The sequence below is a fragment of the Photobacterium kasasachensis genome (assembly GCF_050336885.1).
Taxonomy (GTDB): domain Bacteria; phylum Pseudomonadota; class Gammaproteobacteria; order Enterobacterales; family Vibrionaceae; genus Photobacterium; species Photobacterium kasasachensis.
Genome location: NZ_JAKJSH010000005.1, coordinates 540,873 through 563,953, shown reverse-complemented (window position 1 = coordinate 563,953; position 23,081 = coordinate 540,873). Strand labels below are relative to the sequence as shown.

Genomic DNA, 23,081 nt, shown 5'->3' with positions numbered 1-23,081 from the left:
TCATTGGCGACGAGACCGATAGAGAACAAACAACCCGAACAGACCGAAGATATATCCGATCCCACCCAAGATATCGTGAAGGCGTACTTTCGCCTCATATTGGTCAAGTTGCTCACGCAAAGGACGAATGGCTTTCGCTACTGCCTGCTCTACCTGAGCTTTCGAAAGGGTACTATCAACAGTTTTTTGTAGTTGTGAAGCTTCCGGTCCAGAAGGATCAACAACGGTACCCGTATCGCTTTCTTCGACGGAAAATTCACTCGCCGAAATGTAATAAGTAGCGACATGGCCCTGACCGGCATCGGTGCGGATTTGATAATCCCCAACCGCTAATGCTTCAAAGCGAAACTGCCCTTCCTCATCACTTTGAGTGGTTGCTACAACTTTCTGGTCAACAAGCAACTCGACGATTGAATCAGCAGCCATTTGGCCATTTGTAAAATAGGCTTCGCCTTCAATGGCCTGCCCTTCAACCCAGGAAAAAGCCTTCATCCTGTGGGCGTAGGCGCTGGTTGAACTAACGGCTATCAAACTGGCACTCAACATAACCAAACCGGCAATATCAGCTACTGAGCGGTAAATCGGGATTAAACTTTTCATGAGAAATTCTGTGGCCTCACTGATAGGAAGACATTGCTAAGGACGGTCGAACCTTGCAAAGCAGCTTTAACGCAAATGCTGATACGACACCCTCGATAACAGCAACAGGCAAGTGTCCTATCACCACTAACTTGGCACTGGTGATAAAACCTTCACCTGACAAGGCCAGCGATAAAGCAACAGACAATGCCGTTAGCAACACCGCACCAAAACCGGCGGCAAACCCAAGAGCCACTGCAGGGATCCGCCCTAGCCATGGCCTGATAACAAAACCGGTCACAATGGCCGGCAAAGCAATGTTGAGGCAATTGACCCCAAGGACAATGAGCCCGCCAAAACCAAAAAAGACGGCCTGGAGCACTAAGCCGATCAGCACTATGGGAAATGCTGCCCATCCTAGTAACAGGCCTATCAGGCCATTAAAGATCAAGTGGACACTTGTCGGGCCGAGTGGGATATGAATCAAAGAGGCAACGAAGAAGCACGCGGCAAGTACTGCTGCCTGAGGTAACTTATCGTCGGACAGGGCGCGCAAACCAAACCCGGTTCCCAGCACAGTAATAGTAATACCGCTAGCCAGCACCGGAGTTGCAAGAACGCCATCTACAATATGCATTCTTGGCTCCTAATTCTTGGTCGCCAGAATGAATATTTGTAATCCTTGACATTGCGCGAGACAAAGCCGCGATAACAATATGAACCTAATGGAGCAAGGGAGATAGAGGTCTAAAGTGAAGTTCCGTTTCATATCAAATGCACACTAAACGTTAAGTTAACTTTGCACTAGATAACAGGCAGGAGAAAACGGTTGATAACACAGACGTGAGATCAACCCCTTCATCACTGAGTATTCCCGCCCAGTATCTAGAAGCATGTTTTGATAGCAGGTTTCCTGGCTTACGTATAACAACGTATTACCCCCCTTCCCGAATAATCAGTGGTTCAAGGTAACACTCAACGCTTACAGTTGCGGGTACAGCTCAGGCCTTTAACCTGATTCCCTCTTAGCCGATTAAGGCACTATCATTAAAGCTGTGACAGTTAAGCACTTTTTATAAAAATGGCACATGATGCAAATCAAAGTCGACAAACTTAGGTAGGTTCGATTGAGATTATAAACATTCGTGACTAGCGAGGTTGAATTGCATTAGTTGTAGACTCGACAACATCATCAAAAAACGCAGTGACATCTTCTCGATTGAGCCAATTCGGTTTGAGCCTAAAATCACTCCAGTCCGACAGTTGCTGCCAAGTATCGTTCCAGGGCGGGCTATGAATCACAAGCACCCCTATCAGCAAAAACTGAATAACACTAATCACTGGATTACGGTTCGAACATAACTTGAATGCCGAGCCAAATGACATTTTAATTTTTCGGTTAGCAAGATCGACGCTGTATGCTTCATCAAGCAGCAAATGTACAAGACTTCCACCGAATAAAAAGAGCCCTGATAGCCAACTCGTTATTTCACTGTAGCCGAGCAAATAAACAAGGGAAGCACAGCCTAAACCGGAAACACTAATAAATGCTAATGAATGGCAGCAACCTCTGTGTACAGTCACTTTTTCTAACAAGGCTTTTAGGTTATGCCGGATGGTCATATAGCAAAAAAGCGCATATACGATCAACTCCAGCATTGAGACCATTCGGTAGATATGACCAACAAAACTGAATGTGATCATACCACCAAAAAATCGAAATAAAGTACTCATCGAGGTGGAGTTGTCTGAATCAATATCTGGCAACAATCCACCCATGGTGCCAAGAAACATCAGCCATAAAGCAGTAATCGGTACGATATGCCCAGCCGATAATAATGCGGTAGCCGCCAAACTACTGGTTAGCGCGGCTGATCCAAGATGCACATTGAAATTAGCCACAAATATTCACGCTAAACAAGGTTGTTGAATACTTTTCAGTCTAGTATTACTGACCAACAACTCTTGCCTCTTTAACTGGATAAATAACCAGTATTATGTCGTATTTCTTTTCGACATCAACGAAAATCAGAAACTTCAGGCATTTAAGTGGCCAAGTGACGTTTTTTTGAGCGCAATTAACACTATGCTGACTTTCGCCTAGATCCAGCGGCGCACTTTTCCTTTATACAGTACAAACTCATTGTGAAACTGTACTTCGAGAAATCGCTCTTCCGGTTCAATCTGGAAACGGTTCATATAAAGAATAAAGCCCACGCAGAGAACCAGCGAATAAACGCTTTGCAAAAAGATACCAAAGCCAACAAGCATTAGCAGAAAACCAAGATACATCGGATTACGAGTCACTCGATACACACCACTGTTTACCAATGTAGATGCGTCCTGCGGTTCCATAGGGTTGGCCGTGGTCCTGGCTTTACGAAAAGCCAACACACCTGAAATAGCAATGATGACACCAAGCAAGGTAATAATCGCTGCAGCGAGTGTACTGCCATTAGCGAATAGTGCTTGTTTAGGTAACTGCATTGATAGCAACCACATTCCAATAGCAAATACCCCCATCAGAACAACAGGCGGTATTTTTAATTCAAGTTCCCTCATAGTCCTCTTCCATGCTCATGGCTAATCACTGTTGCTCAGCTTAATATTTCCGTCCCTATCGCGACTGCAGAAACTATCCCGAAAAACCAGGCACTCATTGTCAGTTCCTCATAAGCGATTACAATATACTTGTTTTTTTCATGAATTACTTCAGTTAGCTCTTCTATCGCCTGGTGGTAGTAATTGATAATTAATTTTTCCCGGCTCGCAATATCATGCGCAGCCAGATCTCTTGTTGTTTCGCGTCCCTTGGGAAGCTCGATATTGCCGCCAATTTTTAGCGCCAGTAATGCATGCCCCCAGGCACAAACAACCGCAAACAAAGCAAGCAGCAGCGCCAGCAGTTTGATCCAATCAACCGGTAAAGCGGGCTGAAAAAAACTATCACTCTTTATCACTGTTACCGTGCCTACGGCAGCAAGGATCATGGTTAAGAATACCAACAGCCGAGAACACTGGCCCTCGCAATAAGCAAACCTGGCCAGTTCTTCCGTGTATCTGTCTTTTAGATAGTCTATCGTTTCAATGACATGACCTCCGACTTACTGCACATAGAAGGGCTATCACTTAAACATAGACTACATCCCTCTGAGTAACTTCCTGTTGAGCACCTTCATGCGATGAGATTTGTTCTACAGTTAATGGCATTCAGGGACGAACTGAAAAAGGGTGATAATGGAAATATCAGAAACCATCGGTTACGCGGCTTCTCTGCTGGTAGGAATGTCTTTGTTAATGGGTGATATGAAGCGGCTCAGGTATATCAACGGCCTGGGATGCCTGCTATTTGTCATCTATGGCTGGCAACTAGGCGCTTACCCCGTAGTGATCATGAATAGCTTCTGTATCATCGTCAACCTCTATCATATTCATAAACTCTCGACAAGAACGCCCGGCTAATCAGCCAGGCGTTGTCGCTATTGGTTTGCAGCCTGCCGCAGAAACTTAAGCCGCTGTTGCTCTTCCGCGCTTGGCGTATAAGGCTCCTGACTGAGTGCCGATAAATCAAACGGGGCCAGAGGGATTGTGTCGTGTTCGCTGATCCCGTAACTGGCCTTTTCACCAGGGAAGCCAGACATTTTTTCAATGACCCAATCCTTGAGGAGATATAAACCGTCTGTTCCTGACAGTACACTGTGGTGGGCTTTTAGTACCAGCTCGTCAGAACCTTCTGCCAGCTTGGACTTTCCGTTCAGTGCCGCTATCACATCACCGTGCTGGCTATATAAATTAGCCCGCACTCGGTATATTCCGCTCTGCCTGACCTCCAGCTGGACAGGGATCAGCATATCAGCTGCTTCCGATATCGGAACCCCGACAGAGACCAAACGGGCTGACGGCACATAAAAATTAAAGTCCGTCGTCAATATGTCACTGCCCTGTTCGAAATCAATAGTTGCTTTAATTCGAATTTCCTGTGGCCAGTCCTCGCTCGTCTGAATCTCTAATGTTTTACTATCAGTTTGTTCAACCGCTAGCACCTGCTTCGAGGTTGGTTCATAGAACTCATAATTAATATTGCTAACTGCCAACTTGGTATTTAATGACACGACGACAGGTTCCGGGTAGAAGAACCGAAACTTGGCCAGTGAGATTGAAGCAGTATGAGTCCCATCTAACACGGGTACATCAACGACATTAAAGTAATTGGGCTCCAGGTAGCTTTTGCTTGATGCTGTAATGGGCTTCGAGTAAGGAGGATATTGAATCTCGGCTTCATAGGCATCAGAAATTTGGGCCAACTGCCGAGTCACGGACTCTAGTTCGGGATCGCTATTTTTCTTCTCGGCAGAACGAGGCTCAACACTTTGTTTAACCGGGATTACATTTTTTCCCCCGGAATCAATCACCGACGCTGCCGCACTATATTCTGCTGACACATCACCTTGCTCTGCTTCAGACATTGCCGAAACAAGCTGATGTTCATCCTTTGATGGACTTGCCATCCAGTATGCCAGCACTGATGCCCCGACAATCACCGCGATAGCAATACGCTTGTTATTATTCATAAAGGCTTCGCAATCATAAATATGCTAATCAGGCAACAAGAGGGCTTACTTGCCCCCTTGTTTCTGAATATTAGTTCAGTAAATCAACTGCCAGCTGTGACATGGTCACGTTGTCAGAACCATCAACATAACGATAATAGTTTCCTGTCAGCCAATACTTTTCATCTGTCGTACTCACTGTCAGCGTCTTACCATTCGACAGTGTCGCCTGCTGATTTGCTGCTGTAACTTGCCCGCTATGTGTATTGGTAATCAACCCACCATGGCTGTAGCCGTCTCCCATAAGCAACGGATAATGATCAGGCATGAAATCACTTACACCGCTTGATTGCGTGGCCAGCTTGCCATCATAGGCAACACTGGTCGAACAACTGTTAAAGTCACCGGCCTGGCTCGCGCCACATGTAGAATGGCTGGCAACGACACCGTCATCATGACCGGGCAAAAAACCTGCGGTTAAGTTGAAGTAATCTGATCCATCACCGGTAAAGCGTACCCTTGGGATCCGGCCATCAGGTATCGGGGCCAGTTGACGGGCATTCGCTACTTTTAGATCATTCAGTACGCCGGTATTTGAGCTGGTCGGGATCTCACCCAACCACAACTTAATCGCCGACTTAAGCGCACCGTTAACCCATCCGCTTCCCTCGGCCACATTGATCGCCAAATCACCAAGCTCCGAACCTCCTCCGGCACCGGCAAAATCGAAGGTCGCCAGAATATTCAGCGGCTGTAGGTCGGCATTTTCCAACCAGTTCGCCTGGTTATCCAGCATGTAGCGCGCAACAAGATCACCGGTTGAGTGAGTTACGAAAATACAGCCATTGCGGCATGTCTGATTTTTCGATAGCTCCTGCAACTTCGGCCAGATATAATCTGACGAAATCTTGCCAGCCACCCTTTCCTGAGACGGCCAGTCAATGCGATCGTCTGCTTTTGCGAGCCAGAAGTCGCGCCAATAATCAGCCCCTTCCTGTTCGACGGCCTGACGATCGGGTTTTGTTTGCAATTGATCAGCCTGRAAACCGTGGATCAAAATGATAGGGTGCTCACCAATTGCCGCATTCGCAGAAAATGAGAGCGTAGCCAACGCTGCTAAGATACTCTTAGTTACTGTCTTCATTGTTATCATTTCCGTTGCATATGGAACAATGAAGAGTAGAAGCTCTAATTTAGTTCAGCAAATATGATATCGGACCAGTGTCCCGTAATTATAAAAAGATCACATTATCAATAACTAAGGTAAGCATGATTGATGTGGCAAATATCACCCATCAACCGGACAGGCCGGCGTATTCAATACCAGTTGATAAAAGCCCAAATCGAGCCAGCGACCAAATTTAAATCCGGCTTGATGGATAGTGCCCGAATGAGTGAAGCCTAGCTTTTGGTGCAAATAAATACTGCCTTCATTCTCCAGATCAATAGCACCAATAATGACATGATAGTTTTGCTGCCTGGCACGCTCAATAAGCTCTTTCATTAATGCTTTGCCAACTCCCCTTCCCCTAAAATCAGGATGAAGATAAACAGAGTGCTCGACCGTGTATTTAAAAGCAGGTTGTTCACGAAAACGTCCGTAGGTGGCAAATCCCATTAATTGCCCATGCTCATCTATAGCGCCAATAACCGGATAGCCGGCTTTTTCCTTGGTTGTAAACCATGACACCATATTATCTATTGTTCGCGACTTATAGTCATATAGCGCTGTTGAGTGCAAAATCGCATCATTAAGAATGGTCAAAATCTCATGGGCATGAGACTCAAAATTGCAGGTGATAAACTTCATATCCTTGATTAACACTCCTTTGCCATGTATTTCCTCATCACATTCAAGCTATCACCCATAATTCCATGCGGTCAACCCGCTTTTCACTGATGAGCTTTTTAGGTTATGTGGCTTTTGTTGCCCTTTGAAGAAACAAGGCTACCGGAAACGGTGAAACCAGCACGCCGCCAATACCGATTAAGCTGCTGATTGCCAGTGCAAATCTTGATCACAGCATCAACACAAATAATTGCAATATACTAATGCATCATTGATTCTTATATTAATAACAATGACACCAGTGAGGGTAATCCATGGAGCGGGTTCAATACTGGGTAAAAGAACTACTGGAAGCTGGTGAATCCAGTGATGAATTAAATCGAATTATTCGGAATATCGGCCAATTTCTGGGTGCGGATATAAGTCTGTTATTCCTGGGGGCCCCACCTCATAAAGGCCAACAATGGGTCCTCCATCACGGCATTGATACCAGCGACTTTGATTATTATCTACGGCACTCTCGGGATGATATTTATCTACAGCATTATCTCGGCCAGTCACTATCAGGTAGTATGATAGCCTTACAGGAAATGTTGCCCATCAAGCAAATTAGTGACAGCTGGTTTCTTGAAGAGATGATTCCAAGGATGGCTGTTGATTATTCAATCAGTGGGATTTTTCCCATTTCAGACGGAAAAATATTATCGCTTAGTTTTCATCGTTATAATCAACCGTTTGCCTACAAAAGCCAACAGCTCATGCAGCAACTGCTAGAAATGCTCGCGCCATGGGGACAGTTTTTCATCGCCCGCAACACTCTTGAAAACCTCTATGGCTCAGCACCTATATCCAGAGGAATGTTGAAACTCCCCGCTACCCTCACCCAGGCCGAACATAATGTCGTCTCACTGCTTGCTCAAGGCTATGACGGCAGTGAAATAACAGCTATTCGCGGCGTGTCTAAAGAAACAACGAAGTCGCAGATCAAAAGTATCTTGCACAAAACGGGCTGCCGTCATCAAAATCAGCTGATAAATCAGATCTACTGTGGGTTTGAAAAGTAAATTTAACTAAGCTAACAAGCTGATAGTAAAAGCATAAATGAAGCAACCCTTGTATACTGATTACTGTATATCTTTAATTAATCTCCCAACACGGACCTTGCGATGGAAGCAGAACAGCTAGAAATACTTAGTTTTATCAGCCAGTTCCCTCCTTTTGATAACTTACCAGAAGAAAAACAACAACAGGTAGCGCTACAAATCGAGGTATCCTATTACCGAGCCGATACTATGATTTTCAATTTAGGCGATGAAATTCACGACCTATTCCTGATCCGTAGCGGTGCCGTCGAAATTTACCGACGAAAGGGCGAGCTCTATAACCGTATTGACGAGGGAGATCTTTTCGGTCAGATGGGCCTGTTGATGAACAACCGTGTCCGTATGCCGGCGAAAGCAATTGAAGACACCTTGGTTTATTGTATTCCGGAGGACATGTTCAACAGCCTGTATGATGAATTCGATACCTTCGCCGACTTCGTCGAGGTTGAAGACAGCGCCCGGCTCCGTAATGTCGTCTCCACTCATACAGATGCCAACGATCTCACTACATCCAAGGTCCGAACCCTATTGACTCGCGATCCTTTTCTCATCGCAAAGGACGAGTCAATTCAGGTCGCCGCGCAAACCATGGCTGAAGAAAGTACTTCTTCCCTATTGGTTACCGACCCTGAGGCCTCTGTTGATGATGAAGACAGGGATCATCTTGTCGGCATTATTACCGACAGAGACTTATGTACGCGCGTTCTTGCCATGGGAATTGATGTTTCAACCCCGGTATCAGAGGTGATGACTACTGAGTTAATCAGCCTCGATCATAACGCGTATGTATTCGAAGCAATGCTTACCATGTTGCGCTACAACGTACACCACCTTCCGGTACTGCGTAACAAGCATCCAATCGGGGTTATTGGACTGACTGATATTGTACGTTACGAGTCGCAAAATAGCCTGTTGTTGGTCAGCACCATTTTCCAACAGCAGAGTGTCGAAGAATTACAAACATTATCGGAGCAGGTCAAAGACTGCTTTGTCCGGATGGTCAACGAAGATGCCAACTCCCATATGGTGGGCAGTGCAATGGCCGTGATTGGCCGCAGTTTCAAACAGCGGTTGCTCGAGCTTGCCGAAGAAATTCAAGGCCCGCCGCCCATTCCCTACTGCTTCCTCGCGCTTGGCTCTATGGCCCGTGACGAGCAGTTAATTGTAACCGATCAGGATAATGCGCTTATTCTCGACAACAGCTACAACGAAAAGCAGCATGGTGAATACTTTGCCAATCTCGCTAAGTTTGTGTGCGACGGACTTGCTGCATGTGGTTACAGCTACTGCCAGGGTGACATCATGGCTACCAACCCTGAATGGCGTAAAACACGTAAGGAATGGGAAGAATGCTTTGGTGAGTGGATTGATAACCCCAAGCCAAAAGCATTATTAAATAGCTCGATCTTCTTTGACCTCGATGGTGTCTGGGGACGGGTGAAGTGGGCCGAGCAACTCAATAGCTTTATCATTCGAAGAGCCAGAAAGAATAACCGCTTCCTGGCTTGCCTTGCCCGCAACGCAATCAGCCGTACGCCACCACTTGGCTTTTTCAAAGATTTCGTGATGGAAAAAGACGGTCGCCATAACAACTCGATTAACCTAAAGCGCCGCGGTACAGCACCACTTGCCGATTTGATCCGCGTTCACGCTCTCGCCGTAGGTTCTCGTTCACAAAATTCATTCGAACGACTGGATGACATCATTGAAGCGGGAATACTACCGAAAGGACGCGGTCAGGACCTCAGGGATGCCATGGAGTTCATCTATATGGTTCGTATACGCCACCAGGCGCTTGACGTCGAAGCCGAGACCGAGCCGGACAATAGTATCGAACCTGAAAACATGTCTGACTTTGAGCGAAGAAACCTCAAGGCTGCATTCCAGATCCTCAGTAATGCTCAGAACTTCATCAAGTTCCGGTATCAAGGCAACAGACGATAATGACTAAAGAAAAAAGACAAAGATCCCTGCTTGCCAATACCAACACACCTGACTGGCCAACTTTTTTTGCCACTCTGGCTAGACAGGCGAAAGACTCTCGTCTGCAACAGTATTATTCTGCTGGCATGATTAGTGGCGATACACCACTAAAAGACGTCCCTTTTGTCGCACTGGACTTTGAAACAACCGGACTCGATCCCAAAACCGATGAAATCATCAGTATAGGGTTGGTCCCCTTTAGCCTTCAGCGTATTCGTTGCAGGGAGTCGGCACACTGGGTCGTGAACCCACACCGGCCTCTTGATGAAGAGTCAGTTGTAATCCATGGTATTACCGACTCTGATGTCAGTGGTGCACCAGATCTGCTACGCATCCTAGAAAGAGTACTCGATGCTCTTGCCGGGAAAATTGTCGTCGTGCACTATCAGAAAATTGAACGAGAGTTTATGAACAGTGCATTAAAGGCCCGGCTTAGCGAAGGTATTCACTTCCCTGTCATCGACACCCTGGCACTGGAATCTGCATTTCAACACCGCCAACTTGGTGGTTTCTGGAACCGGCTTCAGGGCAAAAAACCTGGCTCAGTGCGTCTCGGGAAAGCACGTCAGCGCTACGGACTGCCAACCTATCAACCCCACCATGCTCTCACGGATGCCCTGGCAACTGCAGAACTTCTGCAGGCACAAATTGCCTATCACTTTGATCCTGATACGCCGGTATCGGAGATTTGGTTGTAAAAAAAACGCCGCTATATTAGCGGCGTTTTTATAATCACTATGCTTAGCTATTAGCGATAACGTTCTGTACGGAAACCCATGATCAAGCTTACACACATCAGTAGCAAGATAATGGTAAACGGTAGCCCCGTTGAAATCGCACCCGCCTGAAGCGCTTCGATTGCCTGCGTACCGCCTACATACAGCATCACAGCAGCAATAGCACCCTCGATAGTCGCCCAGAAGATTCGCTGTGGCATTGGAGAATCCAGCTTACCACCAGCGGTGATGTTATCGATAACCAGAGAACCGGAGTCAGAAGAAGTAATAAAGAACACCATCACCAGCACAATTGCGATAATCGACAATACATTGCTGAAAGGCAATGCTTCAAACATCTCATACATAGCCAATGGAACTGACGTCAGACCGTTTTCACCCAGGACACCAACACCGTTAATAACCTGATCAATCGCCTGACCGCCAAAAACTGACATCCAAAGAACAGTAACAAATGTCGGTACAATTAGCACAGCAATCAAAAACTCACGAACAGTACGGCCCTTAGAAACACGTGCAATGAACATACCAACGAATGGTGACCAAGAAATCCACCACGCCCAGTAGAACACAGTCCAGCCATGCATCCAGGTTTCATCTTCACGACCATGAGGGTTACTTAAAGCAAAGAAGTTCTCGGCATAGCCTGAGATAGTTGTTGGGATTGTCCCCATTGAGACTGCAAAGCCCACCAAGGCAACAAACACCAATAGCGCAACCGCCACCAGCATATTAATGTTACTGAGTAGTTTTACCCCGCCATCGATACCACGAGCTACTGAGAACACAGCCAGCAGAGTTACAATAGCAATTACGCCGATCTGCAAAGTAATATCACTCTTGAAGCCCAGGACATGCTCAATACCACTTGCAGCCTGCTGTGCACCCAGACCCAGTGATGTTGCCAAGCCAAATAATGTCGCCAATACGGCAAAAACATCAACAATATGACCGGCCCATCCCCAGACACGATCGCCTAGCAGTGGGTAGAAGATTGAACGAATAGAAAGAGGCAAGCCTTTGTTGTACGCAAAGAAGGCCAGAGACAAAGCAACTACGCCATAGATAGCCCAAGGATGGAATCCCCAGTGATACATAGTTGCACCCATCGCCAACTTAGCAGCTTCAGGAGTATTAGGCGTCACACCTAGCGGTGTTTCATACCAACCTGTGTAGTAGGCTACCGGCTCGGCAACACTCCAGAACATCAGGCCAATACCCATACCAGCGGCAAACAGCATCGATAGCCAAGATACGCGAGAGTAATCCGTTTCAGCATCCTGACCACCAATACGAATTTTCCCGTATGGTGAGAAGATCAAAGCCAGGCAGAAGATGACAAAAATATTTCCTGACCAAATGAACAGCGCATCGAAGTTATTTATGATGCTATTTTTCACCCCGTTCAGAGCTGTCTTTGCCGTTGCCGGATCACTGATCAAAACAGCAACCAAAAACAGGGCGATCAAGCCAGCACTCGTACCGAATACCGGATTGTGAACGTCAAAACCCCATTTTTGGATGTTGTCTTGTCCAACTGTGTAATCAGTATTTTCTATACTGTATTTATCATGTTTACTCATCATTTAATCCTACTTGGCACAGCTTCTGCCAAGAATACTTAGTCCTATAAATAATATGTAACTGCGTAGATCAAATCATTTATGTGGTTGAAGTGTCAAGTTTAATTGGAAATTACTGTAAAGTGGACAAGAAGCAACCAACAATTCTTGTTTACTTAGATAATTATTAACCATAGCAACAAAATAATATTTCGTGTTCTAATCAATTAGCAATAACTGCTGCTTTTTTGCTCCCAAAACAACAATAAAATTGACTCAGAGAAAAGGGCCAGACGGAAAGTCCTAAAACGAAAGAACGGCCTTGAGACCGTCCTTATAAAGAAAGCTAGGATGGAAGGATACACAACCCAAAAGGTTCAAGTAATTGCTCTTGCTGCCAGTCGCAGATCATGACCCCTTTCAACTTCACTTTTCTCAGATCCAGACCTGTCAGATCTACGTGGCACAAATTACACTCCTCGATGACAAATTGGCCCCACTGTTCTTCGGAAAACTCACAACGACTTAAGTCAGAGCCCTTTAAAGAAGCATTCATTAGATTGGCACCATTCCAGCGATTTTCGAACAAATCACATTTCTCCAACCGCTGATTCTCAAAATTCGAGTATGACAAGTTACAGCCGGTGATGTAGGCAGAGGAAAAGTAAGTATTATGAGTGATGTAATTGCAAAAATTAGCTCGCGAAAAATTGCAGCCCTTCATGTTGCAGGATCTAAATTCAATACCCAGACAGTGCGCACCAGTAAACAGCGCCATACTCAAATCACAGTCATTAAAACTGGCATCTTTTAGTTGCGCATATTCGAACCGACAGCCTTCAATATCACCAGGTTCAATGAATCGACAATTGGTGAATTTAGCATCAGTCAAATCGGCTCGAACAAAACTACACCGATAGAAATTGCATTGGTTGAACACCGAACCAGCAAGGTCCGTATTCGAAAAATCTTCCTCAGTAAATGTTGAACCGGATACGTTCATCTTTCTCTCTCATCGCTAAATTTTGTTATAGCTTACTAAGATAAGCAGATGAAAATCCAGAGAAAACACCCTTTGAACTCCATCTTTTTAAAGCCTTTATAATCACCCCCTAGAGAGCGCGGTGAGACACACAGAGGAACGTTCTCCATTTCATCGCACAGCGCCGTTAAAAACAGAAAGGCACTAACCAGAAGCCCCTGATGTGCATTAATAGCACAAATACTTCCTAATAACTTATAACGTCAAAAGCAGACATAAGAAACTCACCCTTACTTAACAAGCACCGCCAAGACAAAATCAACAAATGTTCGCGTTTTTAAGGGTAATTGCTTGCTCTTATATAGCATATGAACAGGCATCGCTTTTGGTCGCTCATTCTGAAGTACTTCAACCAGCGATCCGTCAACAAGTGCTTGTGAAAGGATCAGACGCGGCTGCAGCACAACCCCCGCTCCTTTTTCTGCTGCAACCTTCAAAGCCTGCCCGCTATTGGATAGTAGCCGTGTATGTTGCCTGTCAAAAGCATGAGTTTCGATCCCCACGGCAAGCTGGGGCTGAATATCGCTATAACTAAAGCCTAGACAATGATGATTCACCAAATCGGCCTGCGAAACAGGCTCTCCCTTGTCCGGTATATAATCTGGTGACGCAGCGAACAACATTTCATAATCTGGCAACCGCCTAGCTATCAACGTTGAGTCGGCAAGCTCCCCCACCCTGAATACGATGTCGAACCTTTCGTGCATTAGATCGATCCTTGCATTATCTACCACCAGCTCAATATTGATATCAGGAAATTGATGCAGGAAGTCTGCAATCAAAGGGGCCAGTACCAGGTTGCCGTAAGTAACTGGCGTATTAATCCTAACCGTTCCTTTTGGCTTATTTTCAATTGTCTGAAGGTTGTTCTCAGCGTCTGCGATATCACTCAGAATCCTTTCGCACTCGACAAGATAAATTTGCCCGGCCTCAGTTAAAGATTGCTTTCGTGTAGTGCGGTTTAACAACTTGACACCAAGCTGGGCTTCTAATGACTTAACATGTTTGCCAATCATTGTTGGGGATACCGAAAAATGCGTTGCGGCTTTTGCAAAGCTACCGTTTTGCGCCACATAGACAAATACCTGCATGTTCTTCAATTTGTCCACATTAACAACCTATAGTTTATAAACTTCAAACCAGATCATTGTTTATCAACCACAAGGAGTCAATTAAATTAGCTCTTGCCGTTCAATTACCCAACATGACTTTCTTATGCTATCCCAAATGTTCAAACAAGGTCTGTTCATTACTGCAGAGCTTCACATTAAACCTGACGTTGACTTAGATAACGCCATCAGCGCGATACACCAGTTTTGCGATGAGATGAATAATGAGCCGGGGTGCTCTTTTGCTTTGGCGCTTCAAGATCAAAAAGAACCCAGAAAGATCGTTTTCTGGGAACGTTATGAAGATCACGCCGCTTTTGAGCAACATTTTCAAGCCAACCATACCCAACGCTTTATTGCTGCAGGGCTAACTGATTTGGTTCAGGCATTCGAATCTAAACGACTCATCAAGGAACTATAAGCATGTCTCAAACACTACAATGGGGGATCCTGGGAACAAGCTTTATCTCAGGCATCATGGCCGATGCAATTAATAAAGAGGGAAATACCCGTATTCATGCTGTCGCAGGGCGAACCCTCCCAACACTTGAACAATTCGCACAAGACCATGATATCGAGACGGTGACATCAGACTTCGATGCTGTTATCGAAGATAGCAATGTCGATGTTATCTATATTGCCCTGCCTAACCACCTGCACCATGAATACATCATCAAAGCAGCCAACGCTGGTAAGGCGATATTATGCGAAAAGTCACTGTCTGTTGATATGGAAAAAACGGCTGAATCACTGGCTGCCGTTGAACAGAACAACGTCTTCTTTATGGAAGGCTTGATGTACCTGCATCACCCATTCACCATCAAGATCCTGGAGATGCTCGACAGTGGCATCATTGGTGAGGTACGTTCAATTCAGGGGCATTACTGCGCGTCCATCGCTCAATTTGTCAATCCGGGCAGTAAAGGAGCATTGTACAACCTTGGCTGTTACCCAGCCTCACTGCTTCACCTCGTGATGCAGCACAGCTTTGGAAGCCAAGTTTTCGACAATTACACCCTCACAGCACATGGCCGCCGGGGAAATGACGGCAATATCTGTGAATCTGCAGCAACGCTTCACTTCAACAATGGTGTTGTCTGCCAGCTTCATACTGCAGAAGATTATGGCCTGCAAGCCGGCTTTACTATTCTCGGTACTGAGGGCTGTATACAGCTAAAATCAAGCCCGTGGCTGCCTGAGGCTACTGGCAATCAGCTCATCATCCAAAAGTACGAACAACAGGAAGAGATTGTTGAAATTGATGCCGACGGCGATGCTTTCCTATACCAGGTCAGAAAGACCCGAGAATACCTCGAAGCTGGTCTGAAACAAGCTCAGCGCCCAGCTGCACAACCCACGGACTCTTACCAAATTATGGAGTTACTAACTCGCTGGGAACAAGCCACCGTCTGTACGTAGTAACACCAGATAACAGTCAGGCCCTATGCACTTACGTATCGGGCCTGAACATTTAACCATGATGATTTAGTAATCTATGCCTGGCTTGGCGTCGATATCTCCAACACGATACATTCCTGTTCACACAAAAAAGGACCATGAATTTCACCGGGCAGCCGATTGGCATAATGACCCTGCTCTAACCAGGTGCCATTAGTCTGATCATAAAGCCGTCCGGATACAATAAACACCTCTTCGGGGTAATCATGACGATTTCGACCAAACGGTGTGGTATCTGCCCCCGCCTTGAAGCGGGTCAAACGGGTATAGTCACCCGTCGAGTCATCCATGCTTAATGTCACTTGCTCTATCATGCCATCTGTTCCATCAAGCACTTGCCAACGATTGCGACTCGATTCTGCCAGAACATTCCAATATTTTACTGCCCGCTTTGTCATAGGCTAGCCTCCCTGCTTTTTTACTCACTGCTATATAACAAATGTAGAGCAAAAATCTTCAACTACCCTAACTAAAACCAAGATGGTGAACAGCCTCTCAAAATAACGTCTACTAATAAGTCCCCCCTGAACCATCGGAGATACAAATACAGGTAGTACTTAACTAGATATTTAATCTGGATATAAAAATTCCTTCATGAAACTTTAACCCGTCATTCACATTCAATCGATAGCATTCAGCTCAAACAACTAAGTCAGCAAAAATAATTAAAGGAAGACATGTAATGAGCCGTTTCGATCAACAAGATCAAGTACTTCACCCTCGAAACAAAGAACCTGAATTCAACTCAATCATTAGCAAGGGGCTAAGCCGCCGGGGCTTTCTAAAATCTGCTACAGCAACCAGTACTGTTGCTTTCTTTGGTGCGTCCCCTCTTTCTCAAGCTATTGCTGCACAAACAAGCCAGGGGAACGGGTTAATTGGTTTTAAACAGGTTCCAGTTTCAACTGCTGACTCTGTAGTTGTTCCTGAAGGCTATCAGGCAGATATTCTTATCTCATGGGGAGATCCTATCTTTAACGGTGCCCCGGCATTTGTTCAATCTGCTAACAGTCACGCGCAATTACAACAGTTCGGCGACAACAACGACGGGATGACCTTCTTCAAAATCAGCGATGATCGTGCCGTATTGTCGGTGAACAATGAATACACCAACTATGAATACCTTTTTGCCCATCAGGGACAAAAGATGACCGCCGATGATGTAAAAAAAGCGCAAGCCGCACACGGTGTCTCTATTATTGAGCTATCCAAAATGAACGGGAAATGGGTAGTCAACAAAAACGGTCGACTTAACCGTCGAATTACAGCCAATACCGAAATGGCGATAACAGGCCCGGCTGCCGGTCATGCCCTATTGAAAACCACAGCGGATCCGTCCGGTAAACTGGCGCTCGGAACTTTCAACAACTGTGCAAACGGCGAAACGCCATGGGGAACCTATTTAACATGTGAAGAGAACTTCAACGGTTACTTTGGCTCTGATGCAACCCCGGCACTCGACAATAACTACCAGCGCTACGGTATTTCGAATATAGATGCCGGTTACCAATGGCATAAGTTCGATCAGCGTTTTGATCTCGCCAAGAACCCTAATGAACCACACCGGTTTGGCTGGGTTGTTGAAATCGATCCGATGAACCCGAACTCTACCCCCAAAAAGCGTACTGCCCTTGGCCGCTTCAAGCATGAAAATGCTGCGGTCGCCATCAATAATGACGGTCATGTTGTTGTATATCTTGGGGATGATGAACGCGGCGAGCATCTGTATCGCTTCATCTCAAGAAATAAATACCAGCCTTCTAACCCAGCCGCCAACCGTGATTTGCTAGAGGAAGGTACACTTTATGTGGCCAAATTCGATGCCAAAGACGGAGCGCTAAAAGGCCAGGGGCAGTGGATTGAGCTGACATGGGGTAAAAATGGCCTTACACCTGATAATGGATTTGCAGATCAGGCTGAAGTCCTCATTTTTGCTCGTAAAGCAGCAACTCAAGTAGGTGCTACCACCATGGATCGCCCGGAGTGGGTCGCAGTCAACCCGAAGAACCAGCAGGTTTTCTGTACCCTAACCAATAACAAATACCGCGGGGTAAAAGCCAACCAGCCCGTTGATGCAGTCAATCCTCGAGAAACGAATCCTTACGGCCACATTGTTCGCTGGTCACCTTCAGGTAATGATCACACTGCCCGCTATTTCGATTGGGATCTCTATCTGATAGCCGGTAATCCTACTGTTCATGAAAATGGTCTGATGGCTGGCAGCGATAACATTAATACAGACAATATGTTCAACAGCCCAGACGGGATTGGCTTTGACAATGCCGGGCGCTTATGGATTCAGACAGACGGAAAGTATTCCAATACAGATAACTTCGCCGGGATGGGTAACAACCAGATGCTTTGTGGTGACCCCGCAACAGGAGAGGTGCGTCGATTCCTTACTGGCCCTATAGCCTGCGAAATCACAGGCCTGACTTTCAGCCCAGACCAAAAAACCATGTTTGTCGGCGTCCAACACCCTGGTGAAAAGCTCGCCCCGTCCCATTTTCCAGATGGCGGTAATACAATCCCTCGCTCATCGGTGATCCGTATCACACGAACTGATGGCGGCATTATCGGAGCCTAACAAAACACTCTGGATTCAAAGGCGAGCTTCGGCTCGCTTTTTGTTTGCTAACAAAATACTGCTGACATTAATCCGCTACCAAATCATGCCATTCGTCATGCTTGGTGATGTAGTTACTGATATAGCCGCAAACAGGCAAAACCTTATAACCTTCGTCCCGAATTCTAGTAAGCACCGTCTCCATCAAGATTTCACCAACCCCCTGCCCTCTGAGTGAAGAAGGGACTTCTGAGTAATTGAGGTGAAGCACGTTACCTTCGAGGCTGTAGGTAACCAACGCATAGGTATCTTCGGCGATCTCCATCCGGTATTCATGCTTTACTGTATCGTGCTCAAGCGGGTAATCCTTATTAGTTGTCATTTGTGTTCTACCTCTTGTAATTTGCCCCACCTCTCCCTCAATCACAGCTTTTTGGCTCAGGTCTACTTTGTCTGAAAAATTTTCTAGTAGCCCCTGCAACTTAGGAGTGATGTGATTTCTGCAAAATGGCTTGTCCGGATTGGAATAATAATAGTCTTGAATCTGCTCACATGACGGTTTGAACGCCTCGAAGTCGAGTACCCGAGTGATAAAAGGCTGATCAAACTCAGCCTGTAATACCTTGAGACAAGCATCAGCTTCTATTCCCTGTTCCGCGTTGTAAACATAGACAGCCGAGCGATAACGGTCACGCAACGAATGGTTCGATGTACAGCTATGTGTGTGCAGGTGAATTTGAATCAATGTATGCAGATCTATAACCTGCTCATCATAACTGACAATCACCCCTTCAGACGGCTCGTCATAACCATAAGCGCTTAGCCAACCCTGCCTGACTTGCTCCACTCCTGACAATGAACGAAAAATAGCTTCAGTACACCAATAACAGCTACCACCTAACCCGACAGTCGGCATATTCAATCCCTATTTGTCACTGCTTCGTCATATACTTAAACGTACACACTCAGAAATGGCCAAGTCATAAGACGTCTATGACATCATGTTCGCTTTCAGGTACGATGACCGCTTGCATAACAATGAATATATAAACATGGATAAAACACTGTTACTCAAACACATTGTAGATGAGCTAAAAACTGTCCACCAATCAGCGATAGATGCGGCTACGCGCGCATACGAGACAGCAACAGACGAGGAAAACGCACCTGAGCATAAATATGACACTTTAAGTCTGGAAGCCTCATACCTTGCTCAAGGACAAGCTCAGCGGGTCGCTGAGTGTGAAGAAGATTTGTCTCTGTATGCCAAGCTTGATATCAAGCAGTTCTCCAGCGAGGATGCCATTGCCCTCGGCTGTCTGATCCACCTGGTTGACGAGGATGATAACGATAAATATGTTTTTCTCGGACCAGCTGCCGGCGGTCTGAAATTCCAGTTTTCAGGCAAAGATATCATTATCGTGACACCCTCAGCTCCGCTTGGTCAGGCCTTAGCTGGCAGCCATGTTGATGACGACGTTGAAGTGCATATCGGCGGCGAGCAAAAGGTCTTTGAAATCGTCGCGATTTATTAGTCGCTAGATCCCACCGAAGCAAAGGTATTTAACATCGAGGAATTCGTCCATCCCCTGCTTCGCCCCTTCACGGCCAAGCCCTGACTGCTTGACGCCACCAAAAGGGGCGACCTCAGTGGAAATAACTCCCTCGTTGACGCCAACCATGCCGTATTCGAGCGCTTCGGCGACCTTCCAGATACGGCCAATATCACGACTATAGAAATAACTAGCTAGACCATAGATAGTATCATTGGCCATTTCGATAAGTTCTTCATCACTGTTAAAGCGAATAACCGGTGCGACAGGGCCAAATATCTCTTGTTTGACTATATCCATCTCCTGTCTGACCTCAGTCAAAACAGTCGGAGAGACAAACAATCCCGATTGCTGAGTATCTCCACAGGCAACGGTTGCTCCCTCTTGCTTGGCATAGGCAATGATGTGTTCAATACTCTCTTTGGCCTTTTGCTCGATAACAGGTCCAATCACAACGCCATCATCAAGACCATTGCCCACCTTCAGAGCCTTGACGGCTGCAACAAACTTATCGACAAACGTCTCGTAGACGGAATCCTGAACATAGAAGCGATTGGCACAAACGCATGTCTGGCCGGCGTTTCTGAACTTGGAAGCAACGGCCCCCTGAACGGCTTTGTCGATGTCGGCATCATCAAACACGATAAATGGCGCATTGCCACCCAGTTCCATCGAAGTACGCTTAATGTCGTTGGCACATTGTGCCAACAACAAGCGTCCAACTTGAGTCGAGCCGGTAAAGGATAATTTTCTAATTTTCGGATGGGAACAAAATACCTCGCCGACCATGCTGCTTGAAGCATTCACGACCAGCGTTAACAAATCACGGGGAATACCGGCCTGATAGGCCAATTCTGCAACGGCATAAGCTGACAAGGGAGTAAGGTTTGCAGGTTTAGCTATCATGCTGCAGCCTGCCGCCAGGGCAGGAGCCGCTTTGCGGGTGATCATCGCGATTGGAAAATTCCAAGGTGTAATTGCCGCGGTAACACCTACAGGTTGTTTAATAGTTGCAAGACGACGATCACTCATTGGTGCCGGAATCACATCACCATAGACGCGCTTCGCCTCTTCAGCAAACCATTCGATAAATGACGCACCGTAAGCCACCTCTCCCATCGCTTCGGCCAGCGGCTTTCCTTGCTCCAGGGTCATTATGCGGGCCAGATCACGCTGATTATCCATCATCAATTGGAACCAGCGCCTTAGCACGGCTGCCCGCTCTTTTGCTGTTCGCTTTTTCCAGTAGCATTGTGCCTCATGGGATCTTTCTATTGCCGTTTCAATCTCAGCTTTTGACTGGGTTGCAATATGACCAATAACCTCGCCGGTAGCCGGGTTAGTCACGGCAAGCGTTTTTTCCGAAGGCTCACACAAAAATGAAAGCAGCGAGGGATTTTGAATAGATTGCATGCTTACTCCTAAGTCTATCTATATCCGGCGTATAATCGCATTGAAGATGATTAAAAACCTGGTCATTTATTACTTCCGGGTTCAACTGTTAATCAATGCTATTGAATACAAACTGAAACGGAATACATCCACCAGGCAAAGGCTTCGATTCTCCTGCCTGCTCAAAACCTATCGCACGATAAAAATCTTGAGCATGGGTCGACGATGAAAGCCTCACTAACCCTTTGGGGGACTTTTCCCTGCATTGAGTTAAGGCCTCAGTAATGAGGGCTTTACCTATACCTCTGCCCTGATAGTCCGGATCAACAAATAAGCTGGTAATATTCCAAAATTCGTTGACCAATACTACGCCTACGATCCTGTTATCGATGCGATAGACTAAGTGAGCAGCATTATGTTTATTTATCTTCCATAACAACATGTTGTAGACACTATGGGCGACCAGGTCATTGGCATCACGATCGGTTACATCAATGCAGGTTTTTATTACATGCTCAATCAGAACCGTTATTTCAGCAATATCATTTTCCTGCGCGTTTTCAATCACAAAAACTCCTTTCATTATCAATACCATGAACTCATACCTGCTGGAGGTTTATGGCTTCTATTCCGAGTTGATAACCCGCATTAAGTTTGGCCTGATCGGTAGTAATTCTGCCAACGGAAAACGACTCTGGCGGCGCGATAACAGTGATGGAACAATCTTCGGGCGGGTTCTCGATAAAGTCGATGGCTTTATTATAGCTTTCAGCTCGTCTTATCATCGCTTCCGACAGGGCCGGAAACTCAGACATCATTTTCTTTACCAGCCACTTGTTTCGAACAGGGGTTTTCCGGTAGCCAAGCTGACGTGATAGGACAACCGTTATATCTCTGGCACCGAGTTCATAAGCCTTAATCACGGGAATAGAATCTGCCACTCCACCATCTGTCATCGGTTCGTTATTAATCAATGGAAAATGGCGATAGGCAACTGGCACCGAACACGATGCTTTCAACAACTCATTGAGATTATCTGCCGTCGCCTTGATATATGCGGCTTCGCCGGTATTCACTTTAGTGGTAACAACATACAGGGGAATAGGCTGGCTCATCATTGCCTCTGCATCGATCTTGATCTCATCTATGGTTATATCCCATAACCAGTCAAGATCCAGCCAATGTCCCCCTTTTACAAAGCGCGGAAAGTTGATGAATTCGGGTCGACAAGAATAATCTGTGATTACCCTATAGCTTCTGCCCCGCTGATTGGCGAGCCAGGCCGCCACGTTCGTTGAGCCCGCAGAAACACCGATACAAAAATCAAAAGGGCAGTAATTGTTATCAATGAAATTATCGAGCACTCCTGCTGCAAATATCCCCCGCATCGCACCACCCTCGACAACCAGCGCTGACTGAAAAGTGTCCTGCATTCGATTATGTACCATGTTGAGTCCTTTCATTGCCGTACCGCTATGATTCTATAGTATTAATCCTAACCTTGTCTGAACCTGATCCCAAACTAGAATATCTGACTTTAAAACCCCCGCTTAATAACAACAAGGAATGAATCCAACAAAAAGATACTATTAAAACTAACTTATTCAGTTTAAAGCGTTAATTGCATGTGTCATCATTGAAACATTATTGTTACCTGC

The 23,081-nt window shown here is 45.9% G+C and carries 24 protein-coding genes and 1 riboswitch; of the genes, 8 read left to right on the top strand and 16 right to left on the bottom strand.

The genetic code is table 11. From position 1 onward, the window contains the following. The 5 genes from L4D19_RS06925 to L4D19_RS06905 form a co-directional block, all read right to left on the bottom strand. The gene (locus L4D19_RS06925; RefSeq protein WP_428451822.1) at positions 1–600 is read right to left on the bottom strand and encodes an MSCRAMM family protein; all 600 of its coding nucleotides are present in this window, start codon (positions 598–600) and stop codon (positions 1–3) included. 16 nt (positions 601–616) lie between these two features. Then, positions 617–1,216: a cobalt transporter CbiM gene (gene cbiM / locus L4D19_RS06920; protein ID WP_428451821.1), complete on the bottom strand. Its 600-nt coding sequence runs from the start codon at positions 1,214–1,216 to the stop codon at positions 617–619. A gap of 249 nt (positions 1,217–1,465) precedes the next feature. Further along, positions 1,466–1,640: riboswitch (cobalamin riboswitch) on the bottom strand. Between the two features lie 88 nt (positions 1,641–1,728). Further along, entirely contained in the window at positions 1,729–2,481 is a 753-nt protein-coding gene (locus tag L4D19_RS06915) for a metal-dependent hydrolase (protein WP_428451820.1), read from the bottom strand. A gap of 198 nt (positions 2,482–2,679) precedes the next feature. Beyond that, positions 2,680–3,141 (bottom strand): methyltransferase family protein, encoded by a 462-nt coding sequence (locus L4D19_RS06910; RefSeq protein WP_428451819.1) that lies wholly within the window; start codon positions 3,139–3,141, stop codon positions 2,680–2,682. 35 nt (positions 3,142–3,176) lie between these two features. After that, a complete protein-coding gene (locus L4D19_RS06905) occupies positions 3,177–3,569 on the bottom strand; it encodes a hypothetical protein (protein WP_428451818.1) in 393 nt (130 codons plus the stop codon). Between the two features lie 247 nt (positions 3,570–3,816). On the opposite strand from L4D19_RS06905, the gene L4D19_RS06900 reads away from it, so the two are divergent. Continuing rightward, positions 3,817–4,041 (top strand): uroporphyrinogen decarboxylase, encoded by a 225-nt coding sequence (locus L4D19_RS06900; RefSeq protein WP_428451817.1) that lies wholly within the window; start codon positions 3,817–3,819, stop codon positions 4,039–4,041. 17 nt (positions 4,042–4,058) lie between these two features. On the opposite strand, the gene L4D19_RS06895 is transcribed toward L4D19_RS06900, so the two are convergent. From L4D19_RS06895 to L4D19_RS06885, 3 genes are all read right to left on the bottom strand, one after another. Further along, positions 4,059–5,150: a hypothetical protein gene (locus L4D19_RS06895; RefSeq protein ID WP_428451816.1), complete on the bottom strand. Its 1,092-nt coding sequence runs from the start codon at positions 5,148–5,150 to the stop codon at positions 4,059–4,061. A 70-nt stretch (positions 5,151–5,220) separates the two neighbouring features. After that, complete coding sequence (locus L4D19_RS06890; protein WP_428451815.1) at positions 5,221–6,273, bottom strand: lipase family protein; 1,053 nt, start codon at positions 6,271–6,273, stop codon at positions 5,221–5,223. Between the two features lie 144 nt (positions 6,274–6,417). Next, positions 6,418–6,939, bottom strand: a complete 522-nt coding sequence (locus tag L4D19_RS06885) for a GNAT family N-acetyltransferase (RefSeq protein ID WP_428451814.1) — start codon at positions 6,937–6,939, stop codon at positions 6,418–6,420. A 293-nt stretch (positions 6,940–7,232) separates the two neighbouring features. Here L4D19_RS06885 and L4D19_RS06880 point away from each other — a divergent pair, with 293 nt between their 5' ends. The 3 genes from L4D19_RS06880 (at position 7,233) to L4D19_RS06870 (ending at position 10,702) form a co-directional block, all read left to right on the top strand. Then, positions 7,233–7,982, top strand: coding sequence for a hypothetical protein (locus L4D19_RS06880; RefSeq protein ID WP_428451813.1), 750 nt, complete (start codon positions 7,233–7,235; stop codon positions 7,980–7,982). 102 nt (positions 7,983–8,084) lie between these two features. After that, positions 8,085–9,965: a DUF294 nucleotidyltransferase-like domain-containing protein gene (locus tag L4D19_RS06875; RefSeq protein WP_428451812.1), complete on the top strand. Its 1,881-nt coding sequence runs from the start codon at positions 8,085–8,087 to the stop codon at positions 9,963–9,965. Then, positions 9,965–10,702 carry a 3'-5' exonuclease gene (locus tag L4D19_RS06870; RefSeq protein WP_428451811.1) on the top strand — a complete coding sequence of 246 codons (738 nt, stop codon included), beginning with the start codon at positions 9,965–9,967 and terminating at the stop codon, positions 10,700–10,702. The genes L4D19_RS06875 and L4D19_RS06870 overlap by 1 nt, the downstream gene beginning before the upstream one ends. A 50-nt stretch (positions 10,703–10,752) precedes the next feature. On the opposite strand, the gene L4D19_RS06865 is transcribed toward L4D19_RS06870, so the two are convergent. The 3 genes from L4D19_RS06865 to L4D19_RS06855 all read right to left on the bottom strand — a co-directional run bounded on the left by L4D19_RS06865 (position 10,753) and on the right by L4D19_RS06855 (position 14,454). Next, positions 10,753–12,327 carry a BCCT family transporter gene (locus L4D19_RS06865; protein ID WP_160650762.1) on the bottom strand — a complete coding sequence of 525 codons (1,575 nt, stop codon included), beginning with the start codon at positions 12,325–12,327 and terminating at the stop codon, positions 10,753–10,755. Between the two features lie 322 nt (positions 12,328–12,649). Further along, entirely contained in the window at positions 12,650–13,306 is a 657-nt protein-coding gene (locus L4D19_RS06860) for a Qnr family pentapeptide repeat protein (RefSeq protein WP_428451810.1), read from the bottom strand. 269 nt (positions 13,307–13,575) lie between these two features. Next, a complete protein-coding gene (locus tag L4D19_RS06855; RefSeq protein ID WP_428451809.1) occupies positions 13,576–14,454 on the bottom strand; it encodes a LysR substrate-binding domain-containing protein in 879 nt (292 codons plus the stop codon). 118 nt (positions 14,455–14,572) lie between these two features. Between L4D19_RS06855 and L4D19_RS06850 the strand changes: the two genes are divergently transcribed. Together L4D19_RS06850 and L4D19_RS06845 are read left to right on the top strand one after the other, a co-directional pair. Beyond that, positions 14,573–14,875, top strand: coding sequence for a putative quinol monooxygenase (locus tag L4D19_RS06850; protein ID WP_428451808.1), 303 nt, complete (start codon positions 14,573–14,575; stop codon positions 14,873–14,875). Between the two features lie 2 nt (positions 14,876–14,877). After that, positions 14,878–15,873, top strand: a complete 996-nt coding sequence (locus L4D19_RS06845; RefSeq protein ID WP_428451807.1) for a Gfo/Idh/MocA family protein — start codon at positions 14,878–14,880, stop codon at positions 15,871–15,873. Between the two features lie 74 nt (positions 15,874–15,947). Here the strand turns inward: L4D19_RS06845 and L4D19_RS06840 are convergent, their stop codons facing one another. After that, positions 15,948–16,310: a cupin domain-containing protein gene (locus L4D19_RS06840; RefSeq protein ID WP_075762231.1), complete on the bottom strand. Its 363-nt coding sequence runs from the start codon at positions 16,308–16,310 to the stop codon at positions 15,948–15,950. A 284-nt stretch (positions 16,311–16,594) separates the two neighbouring features. On the opposite strand from L4D19_RS06840, the gene L4D19_RS06835 reads away from it, so the two are divergent. Further along, complete coding sequence (locus L4D19_RS06835; RefSeq protein WP_428451806.1) at positions 16,595–18,499, top strand: PhoX family protein; 1,905 nt, start codon at positions 16,595–16,597, stop codon at positions 18,497–18,499. Between the two features lie 67 nt (positions 18,500–18,566). Here L4D19_RS06835 and L4D19_RS06830 read toward each other — a convergent pair whose 3' ends face one another. Continuing rightward, entirely contained in the window at positions 18,567–19,394 is an 828-nt protein-coding gene (locus tag L4D19_RS06830) for a peptide-methionine (S)-S-oxide reductase (protein WP_428451805.1), read from the bottom strand. Positions 19,395–19,530: 136 nt separating this feature from the next. Here L4D19_RS06830 and L4D19_RS06825 point away from each other — a divergent pair, with 136 nt between their 5' ends. Beyond that, positions 19,531–20,013, top strand: a complete 483-nt coding sequence (locus L4D19_RS06825; protein ID WP_428451804.1) for a GreA/GreB family elongation factor — start codon at positions 19,531–19,533, stop codon at positions 20,011–20,013. A gap of 3 nt (positions 20,014–20,016) precedes the next feature. Here the strand turns inward: L4D19_RS06825 and L4D19_RS06820 are convergent, their stop codons facing one another. The 3 genes from L4D19_RS06820 to L4D19_RS06810 all read right to left on the bottom strand — a co-directional run bounded on the left by L4D19_RS06820 (position 20,017) and on the right by L4D19_RS06810 (position 22,871). Further along, positions 20,017–21,444 (bottom strand): NAD-dependent succinate-semialdehyde dehydrogenase, encoded by a 1,428-nt coding sequence (locus L4D19_RS06820; protein WP_428451803.1) that lies wholly within the window; start codon positions 21,442–21,444, stop codon positions 20,017–20,019. 88 nt (positions 21,445–21,532) lie between these two features. Beyond that, positions 21,533–22,006 (bottom strand): GNAT family N-acetyltransferase, encoded by a 474-nt coding sequence (locus L4D19_RS06815; RefSeq protein ID WP_428451802.1) that lies wholly within the window; start codon positions 22,004–22,006, stop codon positions 21,533–21,535. A 16-nt stretch (positions 22,007–22,022) separates the two neighbouring features. Continuing rightward, positions 22,023–22,871 (bottom strand): patatin-like phospholipase family protein, encoded by an 849-nt coding sequence (locus tag L4D19_RS06810; RefSeq protein WP_428451801.1) that lies wholly within the window; start codon positions 22,869–22,871, stop codon positions 22,023–22,025. Positions 22,872–23,081: the final 210 nt, after the last annotated feature.

Excerpts from the sequence above, each read along its gene's own strand:
- L4D19_RS06925 (WP_428451822.1), bottom strand. The coding sequence starts at position 600 with ATGAAAAGTTTAATCCCGATTTACCGCTCAGTAGCTGATATTGCCGGT.
- cbiM (WP_428451821.1), bottom strand. The coding sequence starts at position 1,216 with ATGCATATTGTAGATGGCGTTCTTGCAACTCCGGTGCTGGCTAGCGGT.
- L4D19_RS06910 (WP_428451819.1), bottom strand. The coding sequence starts at position 3,141 with ATGAGGGAACTTGAATTAAAAATACCGCCTGTTGTTCTGATGGGGGTA.
- L4D19_RS06905 (WP_428451818.1), bottom strand. The coding sequence starts at position 3,569 with ATGATCCTTGCTGCCGTAGGCACGGTAACAGTGATAAAGAGTGATAGT.
- L4D19_RS06900 (WP_428451817.1), top strand. The coding sequence starts at position 3,817 with ATGGAAATATCAGAAACCATCGGTTACGCGGCTTCTCTGCTGGTAGGA.
- L4D19_RS06895 (WP_428451816.1), bottom strand. The coding sequence starts at position 5,150 with ATGAATAATAACAAGCGTATTGCTATCGCGGTGATTGTCGGGGCATCA.
- L4D19_RS06885 (WP_428451814.1), bottom strand. The coding sequence starts at position 6,939 with ATGAAGTTTATCACCTGCAATTTTGAGTCTCATGCCCATGAGATTTTG.
- L4D19_RS06880 (WP_428451813.1), top strand. The coding sequence starts at position 7,233 with ATGGAGCGGGTTCAATACTGGGTAAAAGAACTACTGGAAGCTGGTGAA.
- L4D19_RS06875 (WP_428451812.1), top strand. The coding sequence starts at position 8,085 with ATGGAAGCAGAACAGCTAGAAATACTTAGTTTTATCAGCCAGTTCCCT.
- L4D19_RS06870 (WP_428451811.1), top strand. The coding sequence starts at position 9,965 with ATGACTAAAGAAAAAAGACAAAGATCCCTGCTTGCCAATACCAACACA.
- L4D19_RS06865 (WP_160650762.1), bottom strand. The coding sequence starts at position 12,327 with ATGATGAGTAAACATGATAAATACAGTATAGAAAATACTGATTACACA.
- L4D19_RS06860 (WP_428451810.1), bottom strand. The coding sequence starts at position 13,306 with ATGAACGTATCCGGTTCAACATTTACTGAGGAAGATTTTTCGAATACG.
- L4D19_RS06850 (WP_428451808.1), top strand. The coding sequence starts at position 14,573 with ATGTTCAAACAAGGTCTGTTCATTACTGCAGAGCTTCACATTAAACCT.
- L4D19_RS06845 (WP_428451807.1), top strand. The coding sequence starts at position 14,878 with ATGTCTCAAACACTACAATGGGGGATCCTGGGAACAAGCTTTATCTCA.
- L4D19_RS06840 (WP_075762231.1), bottom strand. The coding sequence starts at position 16,310 with ATGACAAAGCGGGCAGTAAAATATTGGAATGTTCTGGCAGAATCGAGT.
- L4D19_RS06835 (WP_428451806.1), top strand. The coding sequence starts at position 16,595 with ATGAGCCGTTTCGATCAACAAGATCAAGTACTTCACCCTCGAAACAAA.
- L4D19_RS06830 (WP_428451805.1), bottom strand. The coding sequence starts at position 19,394 with ATGCCGACTGTCGGGTTAGGTGGTAGCTGTTATTGGTGTACTGAAGCT.
- L4D19_RS06825 (WP_428451804.1), top strand. The coding sequence starts at position 19,531 with ATGGATAAAACACTGTTACTCAAACACATTGTAGATGAGCTAAAAACT.
- L4D19_RS06820 (WP_428451803.1), bottom strand. The coding sequence starts at position 21,444 with ATGCAATCTATTCAAAATCCCTCGCTGCTTTCATTTTTGTGTGAGCCT.
- L4D19_RS06815 (WP_428451802.1), bottom strand. The coding sequence starts at position 22,006 with ATGAAAGGAGTTTTTGTGATTGAAAACGCGCAGGAAAATGATATTGCT.
- L4D19_RS06810 (WP_428451801.1), bottom strand. The coding sequence starts at position 22,871 with ATGGTACATAATCGAATGCAGGACACTTTTCAGTCAGCGCTGGTTGTC.